The sequence below is a fragment of the Campylobacter sp. CNRCH_2016_3089 genome (assembly GCF_025772505.1).
Classification (GTDB): Bacteria; Campylobacterota; Campylobacteria; order Campylobacterales; family Campylobacteraceae; genus Campylobacter_D; species Campylobacter_D lari_D.
Genome location: NZ_JAKMSF010000001.1, coordinates 188,488 through 204,994, shown reverse-complemented (window position 1 = coordinate 204,994; position 16,507 = coordinate 188,488). Strand labels below are relative to the sequence as shown.

General features: G+C 28.9%; 17 protein-coding genes. 9 read left to right on the top strand and 8 right to left on the bottom strand.

The annotated features are described in order from the left end of the window. Positions 1–158 precede the first annotated feature (158 nt). Positions 159–1,154 carry a c-type cytochrome gene (locus L8W69_RS01060; protein ID WP_263666198.1) on the top strand — a complete coding sequence of 332 codons (996 nt, stop codon included), beginning with the start codon at positions 159–161 and terminating at the stop codon, positions 1,152–1,154. Between the two features lie 23 nt (positions 1,155–1,177). Here L8W69_RS01060 and L8W69_RS01055 read toward each other — a convergent pair whose 3' ends face one another. Together L8W69_RS01055 and L8W69_RS01050 are read right to left on the bottom strand one after the other, a co-directional pair. Continuing rightward, entirely contained in the window at positions 1,178–1,459 is a 282-nt protein-coding gene (locus tag L8W69_RS01055; protein ID WP_133318838.1) for a hypothetical protein, read from the bottom strand. After that, entirely contained in the window at positions 1,459–2,058 is a 600-nt protein-coding gene (locus tag L8W69_RS01050; protein ID WP_263660924.1) for an MBL fold metallo-hydrolase, read from the bottom strand. The genes L8W69_RS01055 and L8W69_RS01050 overlap by 1 nt, the downstream gene beginning before the upstream one ends. 61 nt (positions 2,059–2,119) lie before the next feature. Here L8W69_RS01050 and L8W69_RS01045 point away from each other — a divergent pair, with 61 nt between their 5' ends. The 5 genes from L8W69_RS01045 to L8W69_RS01025 are packed head-to-tail and all read left to right on the top strand — an operon-like array spanning position 2,120 to position 6,652. Continuing rightward, positions 2,120–2,860, top strand: a complete 741-nt coding sequence (locus L8W69_RS01045) for an NAD+ synthase (protein WP_263661781.1) — start codon at positions 2,120–2,122, stop codon at positions 2,858–2,860. Next, positions 2,847–3,785: a tetraacyldisaccharide 4'-kinase gene (locus L8W69_RS01040; protein WP_263661782.1), complete on the top strand. Its 939-nt coding sequence runs from the start codon at positions 2,847–2,849 to the stop codon at positions 3,783–3,785. Before L8W69_RS01045 ends, L8W69_RS01040 begins: the two co-directional genes overlap by 14 nt. Further along, on the top strand, positions 3,760–5,169 hold the full coding sequence (gene thrC, locus L8W69_RS01035; protein WP_263661783.1) for a threonine synthase: 1,410 nt from the start codon (positions 3,760–3,762) through the stop codon (positions 5,167–5,169). The genes L8W69_RS01040 and thrC overlap by 26 nt, the downstream gene beginning before the upstream one ends. Then, positions 5,166–5,891 carry a 3-deoxy-manno-octulosonate cytidylyltransferase gene (gene kdsB / locus L8W69_RS01030; RefSeq protein ID WP_263661784.1) on the top strand — a complete coding sequence of 242 codons (726 nt, stop codon included), beginning with the start codon at positions 5,166–5,168 and terminating at the stop codon, positions 5,889–5,891. The genes thrC and kdsB overlap by 4 nt, the downstream gene beginning before the upstream one ends. After that, on the top strand, positions 5,888–6,652 hold the full coding sequence (locus L8W69_RS01025; RefSeq protein ID WP_263666197.1) for a transporter substrate-binding domain-containing protein: 765 nt from the start codon (positions 5,888–5,890) through the stop codon (positions 6,650–6,652). The genes kdsB and L8W69_RS01025 overlap by 4 nt, the downstream gene beginning before the upstream one ends. Here L8W69_RS01025 and L8W69_RS01020 read toward each other — a convergent pair. Continuing rightward, entirely contained in the window at positions 6,649–7,431 is a 783-nt protein-coding gene (locus L8W69_RS01020) for an amino acid ABC transporter permease (RefSeq protein ID WP_263662549.1), read from the bottom strand. The genes L8W69_RS01025 and L8W69_RS01020 overlap by 4 nt on opposite strands. 9 nt (positions 7,432–7,440) lie before the next feature. Continuing rightward, positions 7,441–8,283 carry a polyphosphate kinase 2 gene (gene ppk2 / locus L8W69_RS01015; RefSeq protein WP_220567128.1) on the bottom strand — a complete coding sequence of 281 codons (843 nt, stop codon included), beginning with the start codon at positions 8,281–8,283 and terminating at the stop codon, positions 7,441–7,443. Between the two features lie 77 nt (positions 8,284–8,360). On the opposite strand from ppk2, the gene dsbD reads away from it, so the two are divergent. Together dsbD and L8W69_RS01005 are read left to right on the top strand one after the other, a co-directional pair. Further along, the gene (gene dsbD, locus L8W69_RS01010; protein WP_263666196.1) at positions 8,361–10,052 is read left to right on the top strand and encodes a protein-disulfide reductase DsbD; all 1,692 of its coding nucleotides are present in this window, start codon (positions 8,361–8,363) and stop codon (positions 10,050–10,052) included. Further along, the gene (locus L8W69_RS01005) at positions 10,052–10,705 is read left to right on the top strand and encodes an MOSC domain-containing protein (protein WP_263666195.1); all 654 of its coding nucleotides are present in this window, start codon (positions 10,052–10,054) and stop codon (positions 10,703–10,705) included. Before dsbD ends, L8W69_RS01005 begins: the two co-directional genes overlap by 1 nt. Here L8W69_RS01005 and L8W69_RS01000 read toward each other — a convergent pair. Further along, positions 10,698–11,873, bottom strand: coding sequence for an NAD(P)/FAD-dependent oxidoreductase (locus L8W69_RS01000; protein WP_263666194.1), 1,176 nt, complete (start codon positions 11,871–11,873; stop codon positions 10,698–10,700). The genes L8W69_RS01005 and L8W69_RS01000 overlap by 8 nt on opposite strands. 102 nt (positions 11,874–11,975) lie before the next feature. Between L8W69_RS01000 and L8W69_RS00995 the strand changes: the two genes are divergently transcribed. Next, entirely contained in the window at positions 11,976–13,340 is a 1,365-nt protein-coding gene (locus tag L8W69_RS00995; protein ID WP_214126899.1) for a sodium-dependent transporter, read from the top strand. Here the strand turns inward: L8W69_RS00995 and L8W69_RS00990 are convergent. From L8W69_RS00990 to L8W69_RS00980, 3 genes are read right to left on the bottom strand one after another with little or no spacing between them, the layout of a single operon-like run. After that, positions 13,311–14,195 (bottom strand): 1-aminocyclopropane-1-carboxylate deaminase/D-cysteine desulfhydrase, encoded by an 885-nt coding sequence (locus L8W69_RS00990; RefSeq protein ID WP_263666193.1) that lies wholly within the window; start codon positions 14,193–14,195, stop codon positions 13,311–13,313. The genes L8W69_RS00995 and L8W69_RS00990 overlap by 30 nt on opposite strands. Beyond that, on the bottom strand, positions 14,182–15,132 hold the full coding sequence (locus L8W69_RS00985) for an OmpA family protein (protein ID WP_263662546.1): 951 nt from the start codon (positions 15,130–15,132) through the stop codon (positions 14,182–14,184). The genes L8W69_RS00990 and L8W69_RS00985 overlap by 14 nt, the downstream gene beginning before the upstream one ends. After that, positions 15,119–16,450 carry a MotA/TolQ/ExbB proton channel family protein gene (locus L8W69_RS00980; RefSeq protein WP_263666191.1) on the bottom strand — a complete coding sequence of 444 codons (1,332 nt, stop codon included), beginning with the start codon at positions 16,448–16,450 and terminating at the stop codon, positions 15,119–15,121. The genes L8W69_RS00985 and L8W69_RS00980 overlap by 14 nt, the downstream gene beginning before the upstream one ends. Positions 16,451–16,507 lie beyond the last annotated feature (57 nt).

Here is a 16,507-nt window from a genome sequence, read left to right as displayed (position 1 = left end):
TAACATTAATGACATATTCTAAAAAATATTAATAATATCATTTTTATCTTTAAAAACGGCATAGTAGTATTTAAAGATACTTTTACATTAAAAACATTTAATATTTTTTTTAAATTTCAAGTTATAAGATGAAAATAAGACAAGTTTAAGGAGGTAAAATGAAAAAAATTGTATATTCTGTCTTATCTTTATCTTTTTTAATGAGTTCTGCTTTTGCCATTGATCAAGCAAAACTTCAAGCAAAAAAGCAAACAGGTATCCATTTACAAAGTGCACAATGGAAAGTCCCAAATACTATAGAAAATGGTATTATCATTGAAGATAAACTTCCAAATTCACCTTATACTCAAGCAGTCATTTTGGGTAATAAAATTTTAAATTACACCACAAACTATATAGGACCTCAAGCAAAAAATCCTAAAAATCGTTATGCAGGTAATAATCTTTCTTGCTCAAGCTGTCATGCTAATGCTGGAACTATAAAAAATCAATCAGGTTTTGTAGGAATTTATGCACGCTTTCCACAATATAATGCAAGAGCGGATAAAATAATCACTCTAGAAGATAGAATTAATGGCTGTATGGAAAGATCCATGAATGGCAAAAGGCTTCCAAACAACTCTCCTCAAATGAAAGCCATACTTGCTTATATGCATTATATTTCTCAAGGTATAGAAGTAGGAGCAAAAACACAAGGACAAGGATTACCTAAAATATCCTTTTTAAAAAGAGCAGCAGATCCTAAAAAAGGTAAAGAAATTTATCAAAATAAGTGCGTAGCCTGCCATGGAGAAAATGGAAAGGGGGTAAAAAGTAATGATCCTAGTATGAGTTATTACATATATCCTGCTTTATGGGGAAATGATAGTTACAACACAGGTGCTGGCATGTATAGACTTATCAAAGCTGCAAGTTATATCAAAGCAAATATGCCAAAAGATGATGCAACCTTAACTCTAGAACAAGCTTATGATGTGGCAGCTTATATTAATTCTCAACCAAGACCTATTAAAAAGAATAGAAATAAAGACTTTCCAGATCGTGATGTAAAACCTGCAGATATGGATGTAAAACCTTATGCTAAACATGATAAATTTAGTATAGAGCAACATCGTTATGGTCCTTTTGAACCTTTATATATTAATACAAAATAATTTTTAAGAATAGCTAATTCTAGCTATTCTTTTTTTAAAACCCAAGCAAAATACCATATCGCAAAAGATAAAAGCAAAATCATAAAAAGCTTTTTATCATACACTCCAAAACCAATATAAAGCACAGAATACATAAAACCAAAACTTCCTGCATAAATGCAAATTCTACTCATTAAACCATTTTCTACTGCTCTAAAACATGGACATTTGTGAAAAAATTTCTTTTTTGTTTCTTTGGGTTTAAAAAAACTCAAAATCGCACTTAAAATCAGTAAAAAACTTAAAAAATATAAAACCTTATCCATTAATGAAAATACCTTAACCAAGCAGGAATTGCACTTTGCTCTTCTCTTAAAGAACTTTCTTCTCCATGCCCTGGAAAAAGCTTAAAATCTTTTTCATAAGCTAAAACTTTAAGCAAACTCTCTTTCATCTTAGTTGCATCTGAGTAAGGAAAATCCCACCTACCAATACTACGATAAAATAAAAAATCCCCACTAAAAAGCACATCTTCACCCACAAGTTCTATCATACAACACCCTGGAGTATGCCCTGGGAAATGATGAAATTTAAACTTAAACTCATCTATACTAAATTCATTTTCATTTTCTATCAATACATCAGCACTTGAATGCTCAAAACCATAATTAAAAGGATCTTTTAGCATAAAAGCATCATCTTTATGGATAAAAATTGGAATTTCATAAGCCATTTTAACTTTAGCATTATCATAAACATGATCATAATGACCATGGGTATTTAAAATAGCTAAAGGTTTACTTGTATTTTCTTTGATAAACTTATAAGCATTTTCTCCTGGATCGATGATAATTTGCTTGTTATTATGATCTATAATATAACAATTTGTTTCATACATTCCACATGGTTGTTTCAAAATACGCATATAAACTTCCTTTTAACTAAATCAAATATAATTTTAAAAAATTAATATTTAAAGATTTTTTATGAATTATACAAAATTACAAGAATTATTGATCAATTTTATAAAAGAACAAGCAAGAGATAAAAATCTCATCTTAGGTTTAAGCGGTGGGATAGATTCAGCTTTAGTAGCTCATCTTTGCAAAAAAGCAGTAGGTGAAAAACTTTTTGTGCTTTTAATGCCTACAAAATATTCTAAAAAAGAAAATTTAGATGATGCGTTAATGCTGTGTGATCATTTGCAAATTCATCATAAGATCATTTATATTGATGAAGTACTTTGTGCTTATGAAAAAATTTGTCAAGATTTAAGCCATTTACGCTTTGGGAATTTAGCTGCAAGAGTGCGTATGAGCTTGCTTTATGATTATTCAGCCTTGCATAATGCTTTAGTGGTAGGCACTTCTAATAAAAGCGAACTTATGCTTGGTTATGGAACTATTTATGGGGATTTAGCTTGCGCTTTTAATCCTTTAGCTACACTTTATAAAAGTGAAGTTTTTGAGCTTGCTAAATTTATAGGTGTACATGAAAATTTCATACAAAAAGCCCCTAGTGCTGATCTTTGGCCAAATCAAAGCGATGAAAAAGATCTTGGCTATAAATATGAAGTTTTAGATGAAGTTTTAAAAGCTTTAGAAAATAATCAAGGCTTGGAAAATTTTGATGAAAATTTAAAAAATTTAGTCTTAGAGCGTATGCAAAATAATGCCTTTAAAAGAAAACTTCCAACAACATTAAAGAATACATATGACTTGGCTTGATCGGTATTTTTTTAAACCTAATTTTTTACAAAAAATTCTAGCCTTTTTGCTTTTACCTTTTAGCTTTTTATATATGATTATAGCTATTTTAAATACTAAATTTAAAAAAGAACTTGATTTTAATTTACCCATTATAAGCATAGGTAATCTAACCCTAGGAGGCAATGGAAAAACCCCCATTTGTAAAGCCATAGCTGCTGAATTTGAAAATTGTTTTATCATCTTAAGAGGCTATAAAAGACAAAGTAAAGGCTTAATCATCGTTAAACACAAAGATAAAATTTTATGCAGCATTAAAGAAAGTGGCGATGAAGCTATGGAGTATGCACTTACAAAGCATATTAGCGGAGTGATAGTAAGTGAAGATAGAGTTAAAGGCATACAAAAAGCTATCGAACTTGGAGCAAAGATCATACTTTTAGACGATGCTTTTTCTAAATTTCATATTAAAAAACTTAATATTTTATTACAAAGCAAAGATGAGCCTTTTTTTGATTTTACCCTACCTAGTGGGGCTTATCGTTTGCCAAAATCTTTTACTAAAAGGGCTGATTTTACAGCTAAAGAAAATGAAGATTTTGTGCGTTATTCTCATGTAAAAGAAAATCAAAAAGCTATTTTAATAAGCTCTATTGCAAAGCCTTTTAGATTATATGAGCATTTTATCAAAGCTAGGGCTTGTTATTTTTTTGCTGATCATTACACTTTTCAAAAAGAAGAATTAGAAAAACTTTTAAAAAAACACAATTGTGATACCTTAATGCTAACCTTTAAAGACTATGTCAAGGTAAAAGATTTTGGCTTTAAAACTGAACTTATTCATCTTGATATTATTTTAAAAGACAGCTTTAAGCAAATTTTACAAGATTATATTGATAAATTTAACAATAAGGAAAAAAATGTTACTACACTCAACCCAAGATAAAAATCACCAAGTAAGCTTTTCAAAGGCCTTACTTAGCCCTAGTGCACCTAATAATGCTTTATATGCACCACTTAATCTACCAAAGCTTGATAATGAAGCTTTAAAAAATTTAAACTACAAAGAATTAGCCTTAAAAATCATCGCAGCTTTTGATTTTGATTTAGAGCCTGAAGTTTTTGAAAAAGCTTTGAAAACTTATGAGAGTTTTGATGATAAAACCTGCCCTATTAATTTAAGAAAAATTAATGATAAGCTTTATATTAATGAATTATTTCATGGGCCAACAAGAGCTTTTAAAGACATGGCATTGCAGCCTTTTGGCGTGCTTTTGGAATGCTTAAAAAAAGATGATGATTTTTTAATCATGTGTGCTACAAGTGGCGATACAGGACCTGCTACGCTAAAAAGCTTTGAAAATAAAAAAGGCATAAAAGTAGTTTGCATTTACCCAAATGAAGGCACAAGCAAAACTCAAGCTTTACAAATGACACACTCAAATGCAAGCAATTTAAAATCCATAGCCATTGAAGGTAATTTTGATGATGCACAAAATGCCCTAAAAACACTTTTAAATGATGAAGATTTTAAAAATACTTTAAAAGAAGAAAAGTTAAGTCTAAGTGCTGCAAATTCAGTTAATTTTGGAAGAATACTTTTTCAAATCATCTATCATTATTATGCTAGCTTAAAAATTGATAAAACAATAGACATCATCATTCCAAGTGGAAATTTTGGCGATGCTTTGGGAGCTTATTATGCTAAAAAAATGGGAGCAAATATAGGTAAAATTAAAATTGCTTCCAATTCAAACAATATCTTAAGTGAGTTTTTTAATACAGGTAAATATGATTTAAGAAATAAAAACTTACAAAAGACTATTTCCCCTGCTATGGATATACTCATATCATCAAATATAGAAAGATTGCTTTTTGATAAATTTAAAGATGAACGCACCAAAGAACTTATGCAAGCTTTAAAGAATGAAAAATATTATGAGCTTAGCCAAAAAGAACTAGAGCTTTTACAAGAAGACTTTGAAGCTGATTTTTGCAATGATGATGAGTGTATGCAATATATCAAACAATACAGCCACTTAGGACTTTTAGATCCTCACACTTGCACTTGCTTTAAAATGCTTGATTCTAACACCACGACACTCATCACTTCCACAGCACAATGGAGTAAATTTACCCCAAGTATGTATCAAGCAATTTATAACAAAGAATGTCAAGATGAACAAGCTTGTATGCAAGAACTTGCAAAAGAATTTAAGCAAGAAATTCATCCAAATATTGCAAGCTTATTTACAAGCACTCAAAAACAAAATCAAGTTTGCAAACTTGAAAATCTAAAACAAACTATTATAGAATGGATAAAACAATGATAATCATACCAGCAAGATTAAAATCAAGTCGTTTTGAAAATAAAATTTTATGTGAGATTGATAATTTACCTATGTTTATTTATACAGCTAAAAAAATGCAAGAAGTTGATGAAGTGTATGTGGCACTTGATGATGAAGAGGTTTTAAAAATAGCACAAAAACACAATATAAAAGCAGTTTTAACAAGCAAAAATCATGAAAGTGGCACTGATAGGATCAACGAAGCTTGTCAAATTTTAAAACTAAATGAAAATGAGCTAATTATTAATGTCCAAGCTGATGAGCCTTTTATAGAAACACAAAATATTAAAGATTTTAAAGAATTTAGCCAAAAAGCTTTTGAAGATGAGCTTTGTTTTATGAGTAGTTGCTACAAAGAAGTAGATGCGAAAGCTTGTGATGATCCAAATTTGGTTAAAGTAGTTACTGATAGTAATGATTATGCTTTATATTTTTCAAGATCTAAAATTCCTTATGAAAGGGCAAATTATAAACAAAATTTTAAAGCCCATCTTGGAATTTATGCATATAGGGTTAAAAATTTACAAGAATTTTGTACTTTAAAAAACTCAGCTTTAGAAGAATGTGAAAAATTAGAACAATTAAGAGCCTTAGAAAATGGCAAAAAAATCAAAATGTTAAAAATACAAAGTCAAAGCATAGGTATAGATACAAAAGAAGATTATGAAAGGGCTTTGGCTAAATTTGGAGTTAAAAAATGAAAAAAATATTTTTTTTACTAAGCTTGTTTTTTACACTTCATGCAAAAGAATTAATCGTAGGCATGGAGTTAGCCTACCCTCCTTTTGAAATGAGTGATACTAAAGGTAATCCAAGTGGTATTAGTGTAGAGTTTTTACAAGCCTTTGCTAAGGAAAAAAACTATGATTTAAAAATTCAAAACATAGCTTGGGATGGACTTATACCTGCTTTAAGAACTCAAAAAATAGATCTAATCATGTCTTCTATGAGTATAAGCGAGCAAAGAAAAAAAGTAATAGATTTTACCTTGCCTTATGCTAAGGCAAATTTAGCGATATTAAGCGCTAAAAAATCAAATATTAATTCCATAGAAGATTTAAATCAAAAAGGAAAAATCCTTGCTTTAAAAAGAGGTTCAAGTGCACATTTATATGCTCAAAAAAATCTTAAAAACGCAAAAATCTTAGTATTTGATAAAGAAAATGCAGCCATTTTAGAAGTCATTCAAGCAAAAGCTGATGCTTTTATTTATGATCAAATGAGTATTTATAAAGCATGGAAAAAACATCCTGAGCAAACAAAAGCTATTTTTACCCCTTTTGAAAAAACACCTGAGCAATGGGCCATAGCTTTAAATAAAAACAATACCAAATTAAAAGAAGAGCTCAATGAGTTTATTTTAAAATCTAAAAAAAATGGTCTTTTTGATAAACTAAGTCAAAAATATCTCAAAGATATACAAGAAGTTTTCAAAGAACAAAAGCTTGAGTTTTTCTTTTAAGAAAAACTCTTTTCAAGCTTTCTTGAAAACATAGAAATAGGTAAAGTTAAAAACAAATAACAAAGCGCTAAGGGAATATAAATTTCTAAAGTAGAAAAGGTAAAAGCATTAATTTCTTGAGCATTTTGAGTTAATTCTGAAATAGCTATAACGCTTAAAAGAGAGCTATCTTTAATCAAATTACTAAGTTGTCCACTTAGTGGTGCTAAGATATTTTTTAAAGCTTGAGGAAAAATCACACTTTTATAAATTTCAAACTCACTCAAACCTAAAGCCTTAGCACTTTCATATTGCATTTTATCAACACTTAAAATCCCTGCTCTAAATATTTCACAAATATAAGCACTAGCAAATAAAGCTAAAATCAAAACTCCACAAACATAGCGATTATCAAGCCCCAAATTATCTGCAAAAATATAATAAATCAATAAAATTTGCACTAGCAAAGGTGTGCCTCTAATAAGCTCTATAAAAACTCTTGCAAACATATTAAAAAGCACGATTTTACAAAGACTCATATAACACAAAATCAAAGCAAAAATCACACCTACAATCAAAGACAAAACACTAATAAAAAAACTCGTAAAAAAACCTTGTATCATTTTGTCTTTATACTCATAAATTGCCATAAAATCAAAATTATAACTAGCACTTAAAAAAGATAAATAAAAAAATAAAAACAATAAAAATGCTAGCAAAAAGGCATTAACCGCAAACACCTTTGGACTGATTTTTTTATGCTCATTAAATTTATTACGCACTATAAAAAGATGATTCAATTCTAGCCTTTATTTTTTATCAAATTTTTTAAGTTTTTCATCATTTAAACTAAGTTCCATCTTACGAATTTCTTCCTCACCGCTACGGACTAATTTTTTATCATATTTAAAATACTTATTTTTAATTTTATTTGGATACTCTAAAGAATTAAGTAGATATTTAAATAAATTTATCCTTGCTTTCTTTTTACTATCTGAATTAATGATCACCCAAGGACATTTTGGTGTATTAGAAGCTAAAAGCATAGAATATTTGGCTAGAGTGTATTTATCCCATAATTCTTGTGATTTTTCATCAACAACAGAAAGTTTGTATTGTTTTAGCGGATCTGTTCTCCTTTGCTCAAAACGCCTTTTTTGCTCTTGTTTGGAAACTGAAAAATAAAATTTAAAAAACAAAATTCCACTATCAAGTAGCATTTCTTCAAAAGAAGACACCTCACGCAAGAATTTTTTATGCTCATTTGGAGTACAAAAGCCCATCACAGGTTCCACCCCTGCTCTATTATACCAAGATCTATCAAAAATCACTATCTCTCCTGCTGCAGGCAAATGTGTCACATAACGCTGAAAATACCACTGAGTTCTTTCCACATCACTTGGTTTTTCAAGTGCTACCACACGACAACCTCTAGGATTTAAATGTTCAATTAATCTTTTAATAGCACCACCTTTTCCTGCTGCATCACGCCCTTCAATTAAAATCAAAACTTTTAATCCTTTATCTTTGACATGATTTTGAAATTTTAAAAGCTCAATTTGTAATCTTCTAAGCTCGCTTTCATACTCAAGTGTTGATTTTTTCACTTTAATAAGAGTAAATTTATCCTTATCCACAACAAACTCCTTAATTTAGGATAATTATTAACTTAAATTTACCACAAATAAGTAAAATAAAACAAATTTAATTTTCAATTTCAAGGAGAAAAATGCGTTTTTTAGCGGTATTTTTTATTTTTTTAAATTTAGCTTTTGCTAACAATGGAGTATTATCACTTAATGAAGCCTTTAAACTCAATACTCACAGCAATAATCAAGGAATTTTTTTAAAAATCAATCTTGCAGATAGAATTTATCTTTATAAAGATCAAATCAAAGTAGAATTAGACTCTAATGATATTACTTCTTTATTAAATTTCCCACAAACTCAAACTAGAGAAAACAAAGAAGTAATTTTTAGCCAACTTGAACTTTTCATACCTCAATTATTATTAGATGATTTTATTAAAAATAACAAAGCAAAACTTTCCCTAGCTTATCAAGGTTGTTCAGAAGAAGGTTTATGCTATCGTCCTATATATGTAAATTATGAGCTTAATAAACAAAATGGAATTTATGCTATAAAATCCACTAAAGATCAATTTAAAAAGCAAAATGAAGATGAACAAATTGCTAATGATTTAAGTACGCAAAATATATTTATCACACTTTTGACTTTCTTTGGTTATGGCTTATTATTAGCACTTACTCCTTGCATTTTACCAATGATACCTATTCTTTCTTCATTAATTGCAATGAAGCTCAAAGACAAACCATCTAAAAAACATAGCTTTTATTTATCTTTTATCTATGTCTTTTTTATGTCTTTAGCTTATGCTATAGCAGGTGCTTTAGTAGGCCTTGCAGGGGCTAATGTACAAGGTTTATTACAACAACCTTGGATTATCATTACTTTTGCAGGCATTTTTGTATTACTTTCACTTTCTATGTTTGGACTTTATGAATTACAATTACCGCTTAAATTTCAAAATTTTATCAATAAAAAAATAGAAGGCAAAAATGGAGTTTTTGGTATAGCTATCATGGGCTTTTTATCAGCTCTTATTGTAGGTCCTTGCGTGGCTGCACCTTTAGCAGGAGCTTTGCTTTATATTACTAATAGTGGTGATGTATTTTTGGGAGGACTTTCTTTATTTGTGATGAGTTTTGGTATGGGCATGCCTTTACTCTTAATAGGTCTTGGAGGAAATCTTTTAAAAAGTGGGGCTTGGATGCTTAAGATAAAGATTTTCTTTGGTTTTATCATGCTCATTATGGCAGTTTGGATGCTAGAAAGAATACTTAGTGCAAATATCATTTTGATACTTTATGGAATTATAGGGATATTTTTTGCTAGTTTTATGGGTTTATTTGATGAAGCTAAAACTAATTTTGATAAATTTAAAAAAGCGAGTATGATTTTAGTTTTAACTTACAGTTTAAGCCTAATTTTAGGCGGCTCAATGGGTTCAAAAAGCTTACTAAAACCTCTTGAGTTTAACCTTGCTTCAAAAGAAAATAGCCCTAGTTTAAGTTTTAAAACCATTAAAAATTTAAAAGAACTTAAGCAAGAATTACAAAATTCTACCAAACCTGTTATGCTTGAATTTACAGCCGCTTGGTGTGAAAACTGCAAGCTCTTAGAAGAATATACTTTTACAGATGCTAAAGTACAAAATTTACTTGCTAATTATACACTTTTAAAAGCAGATGTAACACATAATAGCCAAGAAGATTTAGCTCTTATGAAAGAATTTGGAGTTTTTGGACCTCCTGTGATGATATTTTTTAACAAAAGTGAAGAAAAAGGACGCATTATAGGCTATGTAGATGCAAATGAATTTTTAAGTAAAGTTCCTTGATGAGCTCTATTAAATCTTTACAAATTGGCAAAATCAAAAACTATAATAAATTTCATTCAGCATTTATCAAGGATATTTATTTAGATTCTTTGCAAATTTATACAGATTGTATTCTTAATAATGAAATAGCCGATAAAATTCATCATGGAAATTTAGAAAAAGTTGTTTTTGTAAATAGTGTACAAAACTATACTTTATGGAATAATTATTTAAATAAATACTTAAATTTTGGAGAAATGGGAGAGAATTTAAGTATTGATGGTTTAAATGAAAATAATGTTTGTTGTGGAGATATACATGAGATAGGTACTTGTATTTTACAAGTAAGTCAACCGCGCAAGCCTTGTTTTAAAATTTCTAGCATACACAATCACTTAAATTTCACTCAAGAAATTTTCAAAAGTGGAAGAACTGGATGGTATTATAGAGTCTTAAAAGAAGGCATAATAAACAAAAACGACAAAATCAAAATCTTACAAAAAGATGAAACTAATTTAAGTATTATGGAGTTAAATCAATTATTTTTTAATCCTTTTAAAAATTCAAATTCTTTAGAAAAATTAGAAAAAATTTCCACCCTAACAAAAGGATGGAAAGAGAGTGTTCAAGCTAGATTAAACCATACTTATGATAATTCTTATATGTTTATTTAAAAAATCCTTTTATCCCCATAAGCTGATATTGCCATAGTTTTTCTATAAAAATTTTAAGTTTTATTGCCAAAAGACCACTAATTGGTTTATGTAAAACCGTGCCAACTGCATAATCTTTTCCTATTGAACAAACGGTATTTCCACTCACAAAAGAAAATTCTTGTTTAAAATCTTTCTCATCAATCATAGCCATTAAAGCTTTAGCCACATAAGCTCCTTCTCTTAATGCAAGCTGGGCTGTTGGAGGATATGGAGTGTTAGTTTTAGGGTTTTTAAATAAACTATTATCGCCTATAAAAAAGTATTTTGATGAATTTTCAACATTTAATGGATGCATAAAAGCATCTACTTCTATACGCGATCTTGTGCTTGGAAAATCTGAGCTATTTTCTATAACGCTATTACCTCTAACTCCTGCAGTCCAAATGATAGTATTAGCTTTAATAAATTCTCCCCCATCAAGCCTTATACCATTTTTTTCACATTCTATAATTTTAGATTTTTCATATACTTTCACACCAAGTGCTTCTAGTCTTTGCTTTGCTTTTAGAGCCAAACTTTTATCAAACATAGGTAAAATTTGATCCATAGCTTCAATAATAGAAAGTTCTAATTTCTCATAAGAAATTTGCTCTTTTTGACAAAATATTTTAAGCTCTTTAGCTAAAGAAGCTACAAATTCAACCCCGCTTAAGCCCCCGCCACAAACTGCGATTTTTAAATCATCTTCATTTTTGGTGGTTTTATAATTTTTTATTTTCTCATATATTATTTCATTAATTTTTAAAGCATTTTCATAATTATCTATACTCAAAGCATATTCTTGCATGTCTTTAATACCAAAAGTTTCTTTGGCGAAACCAAGCCCACATACTAAAATATCAAAGTCAAATTCATTATTTTTAGTAAAAACTTTGTCTTTAGAAATTTTTAAAACTTCATCTTGGATAAAGTTGATTTTTGGATTTAATAAAGGCAAAAGATCATATTTTGAACTATAAATATCTTCATTGGAAGCTACTTTGTGTAGTAAAATAGTATGATAATGATAAGAATTATTATTAATCAAACTCACTTGTGCTTTTTCAAAAAACTCATCAGGTAAGGCTTTTATAGCTGATAAAGTAGCATATCCTGCACCTAAAAACAAAATTTTCTTTTTTTGCATGGATTTTCCTTTAATTTGATAAAAAAATAAATAAAAATTTGGCATAATGGTATTATTTTTTATCTTAAAATATTTTTTATTTAAATTTAGCAAGGAAAAAGCATGCAAAGACAAACTTGGAGTAATACGCTAACTTATATCCTTACAGTAGCAGGAGCGACTATTGGTTTTGGAGCCACTTGGCGTTTTCCATATTTAGTGGGTGAAAATGGAGGCGGTGCTTATGTTTTGGCCTTTTGTATAGCTATGATTTTTATAGGAATTCCTGTGATTTTGGTCGAAAATGTCATAGGAAGACGCAGAATGCTAAATTCAGTCGATGCTTTTGGCGGAAAAACAAGTGATGGAGTTAAAATATCTAATTCTTGGCAAGGTGTTGGCTATATGGGACTTTTAGGTAGTTTTGGAATCATGGCTTATTATATGGTAATAGGCGGATGGGTTTTAGCTTATATTTTTAAAATTATCATAGGCGATTTTAATCTTTCAAGTCCCATTAACGCTCAATATACAAGCGAATTTTATAGCTCTACTATAGAAAATAATCCTTTATTAATAGGAATTTTTACTACTATATTTGTGATAATTAATTGGATTATCTTAAAAAAAGGTGTGATTGATGGCATAGAAAAGTCAGTAAAATACCTTATGCCATTTTTGTTTATCTGCCTTTTGGTTGTTGTTGCACGCAATTTAACTCTTGAAGGAGCAAGCGAGGGTGTGAAATTTTACCTTACTCCTGATCTTTCTAAAATCACTCCCAAATTGTTTATAGATGTTTTAGGACAAGTATTTTTTGCCTTATCTTTGGGTTTTGGTGTAATGATAACCTTATCATCTCACCTTAAGAAAAATGAGAATTTAATCAAAACTTCTGTTTATACAGGAATTTTAAACACTCTCATAGCAGTGCTTGCTGGATTTATGATTTTCCCAGCTTTATTTAGCGTAGGTTTAACCCCTGATAGTGGGCCATCTTTGGTTTTTAAAACCTTGCCCGTTGCATTTTCACATATACCTTTTGGAAGTATAATTTGTGTGTTTTTCTTTTTGCTTTTAATCATCGCTGCACTTACTACAAGCTTACCAATTTATCAAGTAATCATTAGTGTTTTAGAGGAAAAATTTAAACTAGCTAAAAATACCGCTATTAATCTAACACTTGGAAGTATTTTTGTTTTAGGGAATTTACCATGTATACTTACCTATGGTCCTTTAAGAGATATTACTATCATCAAGGGAAAAAATATTTTTGATAGCTTTGATTTTATTAGTGGAAATATATTCTTTGTTTTAACCGCATTTTTTTGTTGTATTTATGTAGGTTGGGTGCTTAAAAAAGATGCTATTTATGAACTTTCCAATCAAAATACCCTAAAAGGAAGTATTTTTAAATTATGGTATTATTATGTTAAATTTATTATACCTTTGATTATCTTAGTGATTTTTTATTTTGGAATTTTTTAATTTATACTCATAACGCTTTAACATGCTTATATTTCCTTCAAGGCCTCCTTGATGGATATATAAGATTTTTCCACCAAATTGCTCTTTATGAGCTAATAAAGTTTTAAAACCCACCATATCATAAAGCAAATCAAACTCCACTCCACATTCTTTTTTTAAATCCTTATAAAGCTCATAAAATTCTAAATAAGGCTTAGCAAAATGATATTTTTTAGGTGAATTTAATATGGTTAAATTATCAAAATCATAATTTGGCTCTAAGCTTAAAATTTGCTCTTTTAAATATGCACTATCGCCCACACAAGCACATGTAAAAACTTTAAATTTACTATGTTTAGCCAAAAAAGCCGCAGAAGTTCCTGTACCTGAAGGTAAAAAAATACTTACAGTTTCACTTAACTGCTCACTAAGCTCTAAGGCTAGTTGCTGGTATCCAAATTCAGCTTCTTTTATAGCCACACCCTCTTCTATAAAAATATCATCATCTTTTTTCAAGGCTAGAGCTTGCAGTCTTCTTGTGGGATAATTTATATTTTCTATCAACTTCACATTGTGTTTTAATGCAAATTCTAAATTTCCATGGGGATTTTCTTTTAAAAAAGAACTCATTTTTTCACAAACAAAAATAAGCGAAAAATCATTTTCGTAACAAAACTTAGCTAAAGCAACTAAAGCATTACTTTGAGAGGAGCCAAAAGAAATAAATCTTTGTCCTTTTTTAAATAAATGTTTATTTTTTTCAAATAAGGCTAGTTTTCTAGCCTTATTTCCATTAATATAACCTAGTAAATCATCTCTTTTGAGTAAAAATTCAAAATCTTTGTATTTTAAAACATCAATTCTACTTGCTATCAAGGTATTTTTCAACCTTTTCTAAAGCATTATTTGTATTGATATTAAACTTAATCTCTATTCTACGACTTGCCCCTTTGTCTTCTTTACCATCTTTCATAATCACATCAGAATAAGATCTACCACTTGCCATTAAAAGTTTTTGCAATCTTGGATCTTTGTAAAATGAGTGTATAAAACTCATCACAGCATAAGCTCTTTTTTGTGATAAATCAAGATTATATATATAAGAGCCTGCACTATCTGTGTGACCTTCTATGACTATATTTTCTATACTATTTAAGATATTTTCATCTTTTAAGATATTGTCAAAATACTGTGTTAAAATTGCCTTTAAATTCTCTTTTGCTTGAGCTTTTAGAGTAAAAGAATTTGTATCAAAAAGCACTTCAGAAGGTAAAACTATCGCGCCTGTATTAGAATCTAAGGTAATATTAGTATCAAATTTTGCTTGAAGATTTTTGATGGTATTTTCTTTGATTAATCCTAGTTCTTTGATTTTACTTTTCGCCTCATCAAAATTACGCTCTAATTCTTTGATTTCCTCATCTTTTTTATTTAATCTTTCAAGTAAAGCAAAAATTTGCTGATCTTTTTCATCTAAACTTGAATTTAAATCTTGATTAAGTTTAGTAATATTAGCTTCTAAAGCTTGTTTTTGCTTGTTGATATTATCAAGTGTACTTGAGGTATTACTTAATTTTTGGCTAAGACTTTTTAAAATATCTTCTTTTTGGTTTAATTCTTCTTTATTCTCTCTTAAGCGTTCTTCTTGTTTTTGTAAATTTTCTTTTATGATTTGTAAATCACTTTGAGTTAAAACATACTTAACAACTATAGCTCCAATAAGCAAAATAAATATAAAAAGCAAGCCCGCCATTAAATCTGCATAAGCTATCCAAAAATTATTTTCTTCATTGTTAGAATTATTTTTTATCATCTATTTTTTCATCTTCTTTTTGATTTTCAAGCTTTGCAATAACTTGTGTGGTTTGCTCATCTAATTCTTTGCTTTCTTCTTTAAATTCTTGCATTAGTGAAATTTTTTCGTCAATATTTTTTTCATCTTCATAAGCTTCTTTAAAAGTATGCATACCCTCTATAATACTTGCCCTAAAGCCTTCAAAAAGCTTAGTTTGATTATCAAGCATAAGATTTTGATATTTTTCAATATTATTTGAAAAATTATTTACCTTTTCATCTAAAGCACTCACACTTTTATCTAAATGCACAATCTTATCTGAACTCACATCTAAGAGTCTATTATATTGCTCTGAAATTCTTAAAGTTAAATCTTTTATGTTTGAATTTAACATATTTACCGCATTTGCAATCTCGCTATAAGTTTTAACAATATCTTTTTGCTCTCTTTGGGTTTTAGATAAATCACTCATAGTTTGTTTTACATGCTCACTGCTTAATCTTACAGCTTTTTCTTCAGCATTTACAAGCTCTTGAAAAACTTTGAATTTTCTATCTATTGTATTATCTAGTTCTTTAAAAAATTCCTCATTGCTTACATGTTCAAAAATCGTGCCTATTTTTTCAAAATGTTGCAAACTTTCTTGAAGATATTTTCTATCAATTTCTTCTTTAGACCAGAAAAAATCGCTTGTTGCGTTTTTTTGACGATTTAGAAGTTTTTGGAATTTACTACTACCGTATTTTTCAAAAAATATCCACCAAAGTGCTAAGAAAATTCCATAAATTGATACATAAAAGGCTGTTCCTACTCCATTTAATAAAACTGAAATCTCTTGTTCTAAGCCCGCTGTGTCGCTTGAATTAAAATTTGGCATAGACATGGCTATACTTATAAAAGTTCCTAAAATACCAAGCATAGGAAAAATAGCTGCACCCACAGAAGCAAAATTTTCATTTCTCAAATCTTTCACATAAGCATATGCAAAATCATCAAAGCTAGCATTTGACTTTGTTTCTTTACCTATAACTAAAAAATGCTTCATAATATAGCGTTTTAATATCAGCTTAAACTCATCTTTTTGTTGCTCAAAAATACTTGAAGCATAATCAGCACTATGTCTAGCAAAGATCAAAGCCACTAAAAAGATAATCCCTATCATTACAACACTATGTAATTCTACTTTAAAATCAATCTTTCCAAAATACCCTAAAAGCACTAAAATATACAATATAGCAGGGATAAAAACAATCTTTAAATAAGCAACAATTCCTGTACTACCTTTTCCTTCAGGTAATACAAGATCAGAAAAATCATCAGTTGTTTTAACTTCCATTTTATAAACCTTTGTTAATTTTACTCTAAAAATTTAAAATCTTCACAGGAAAATCAA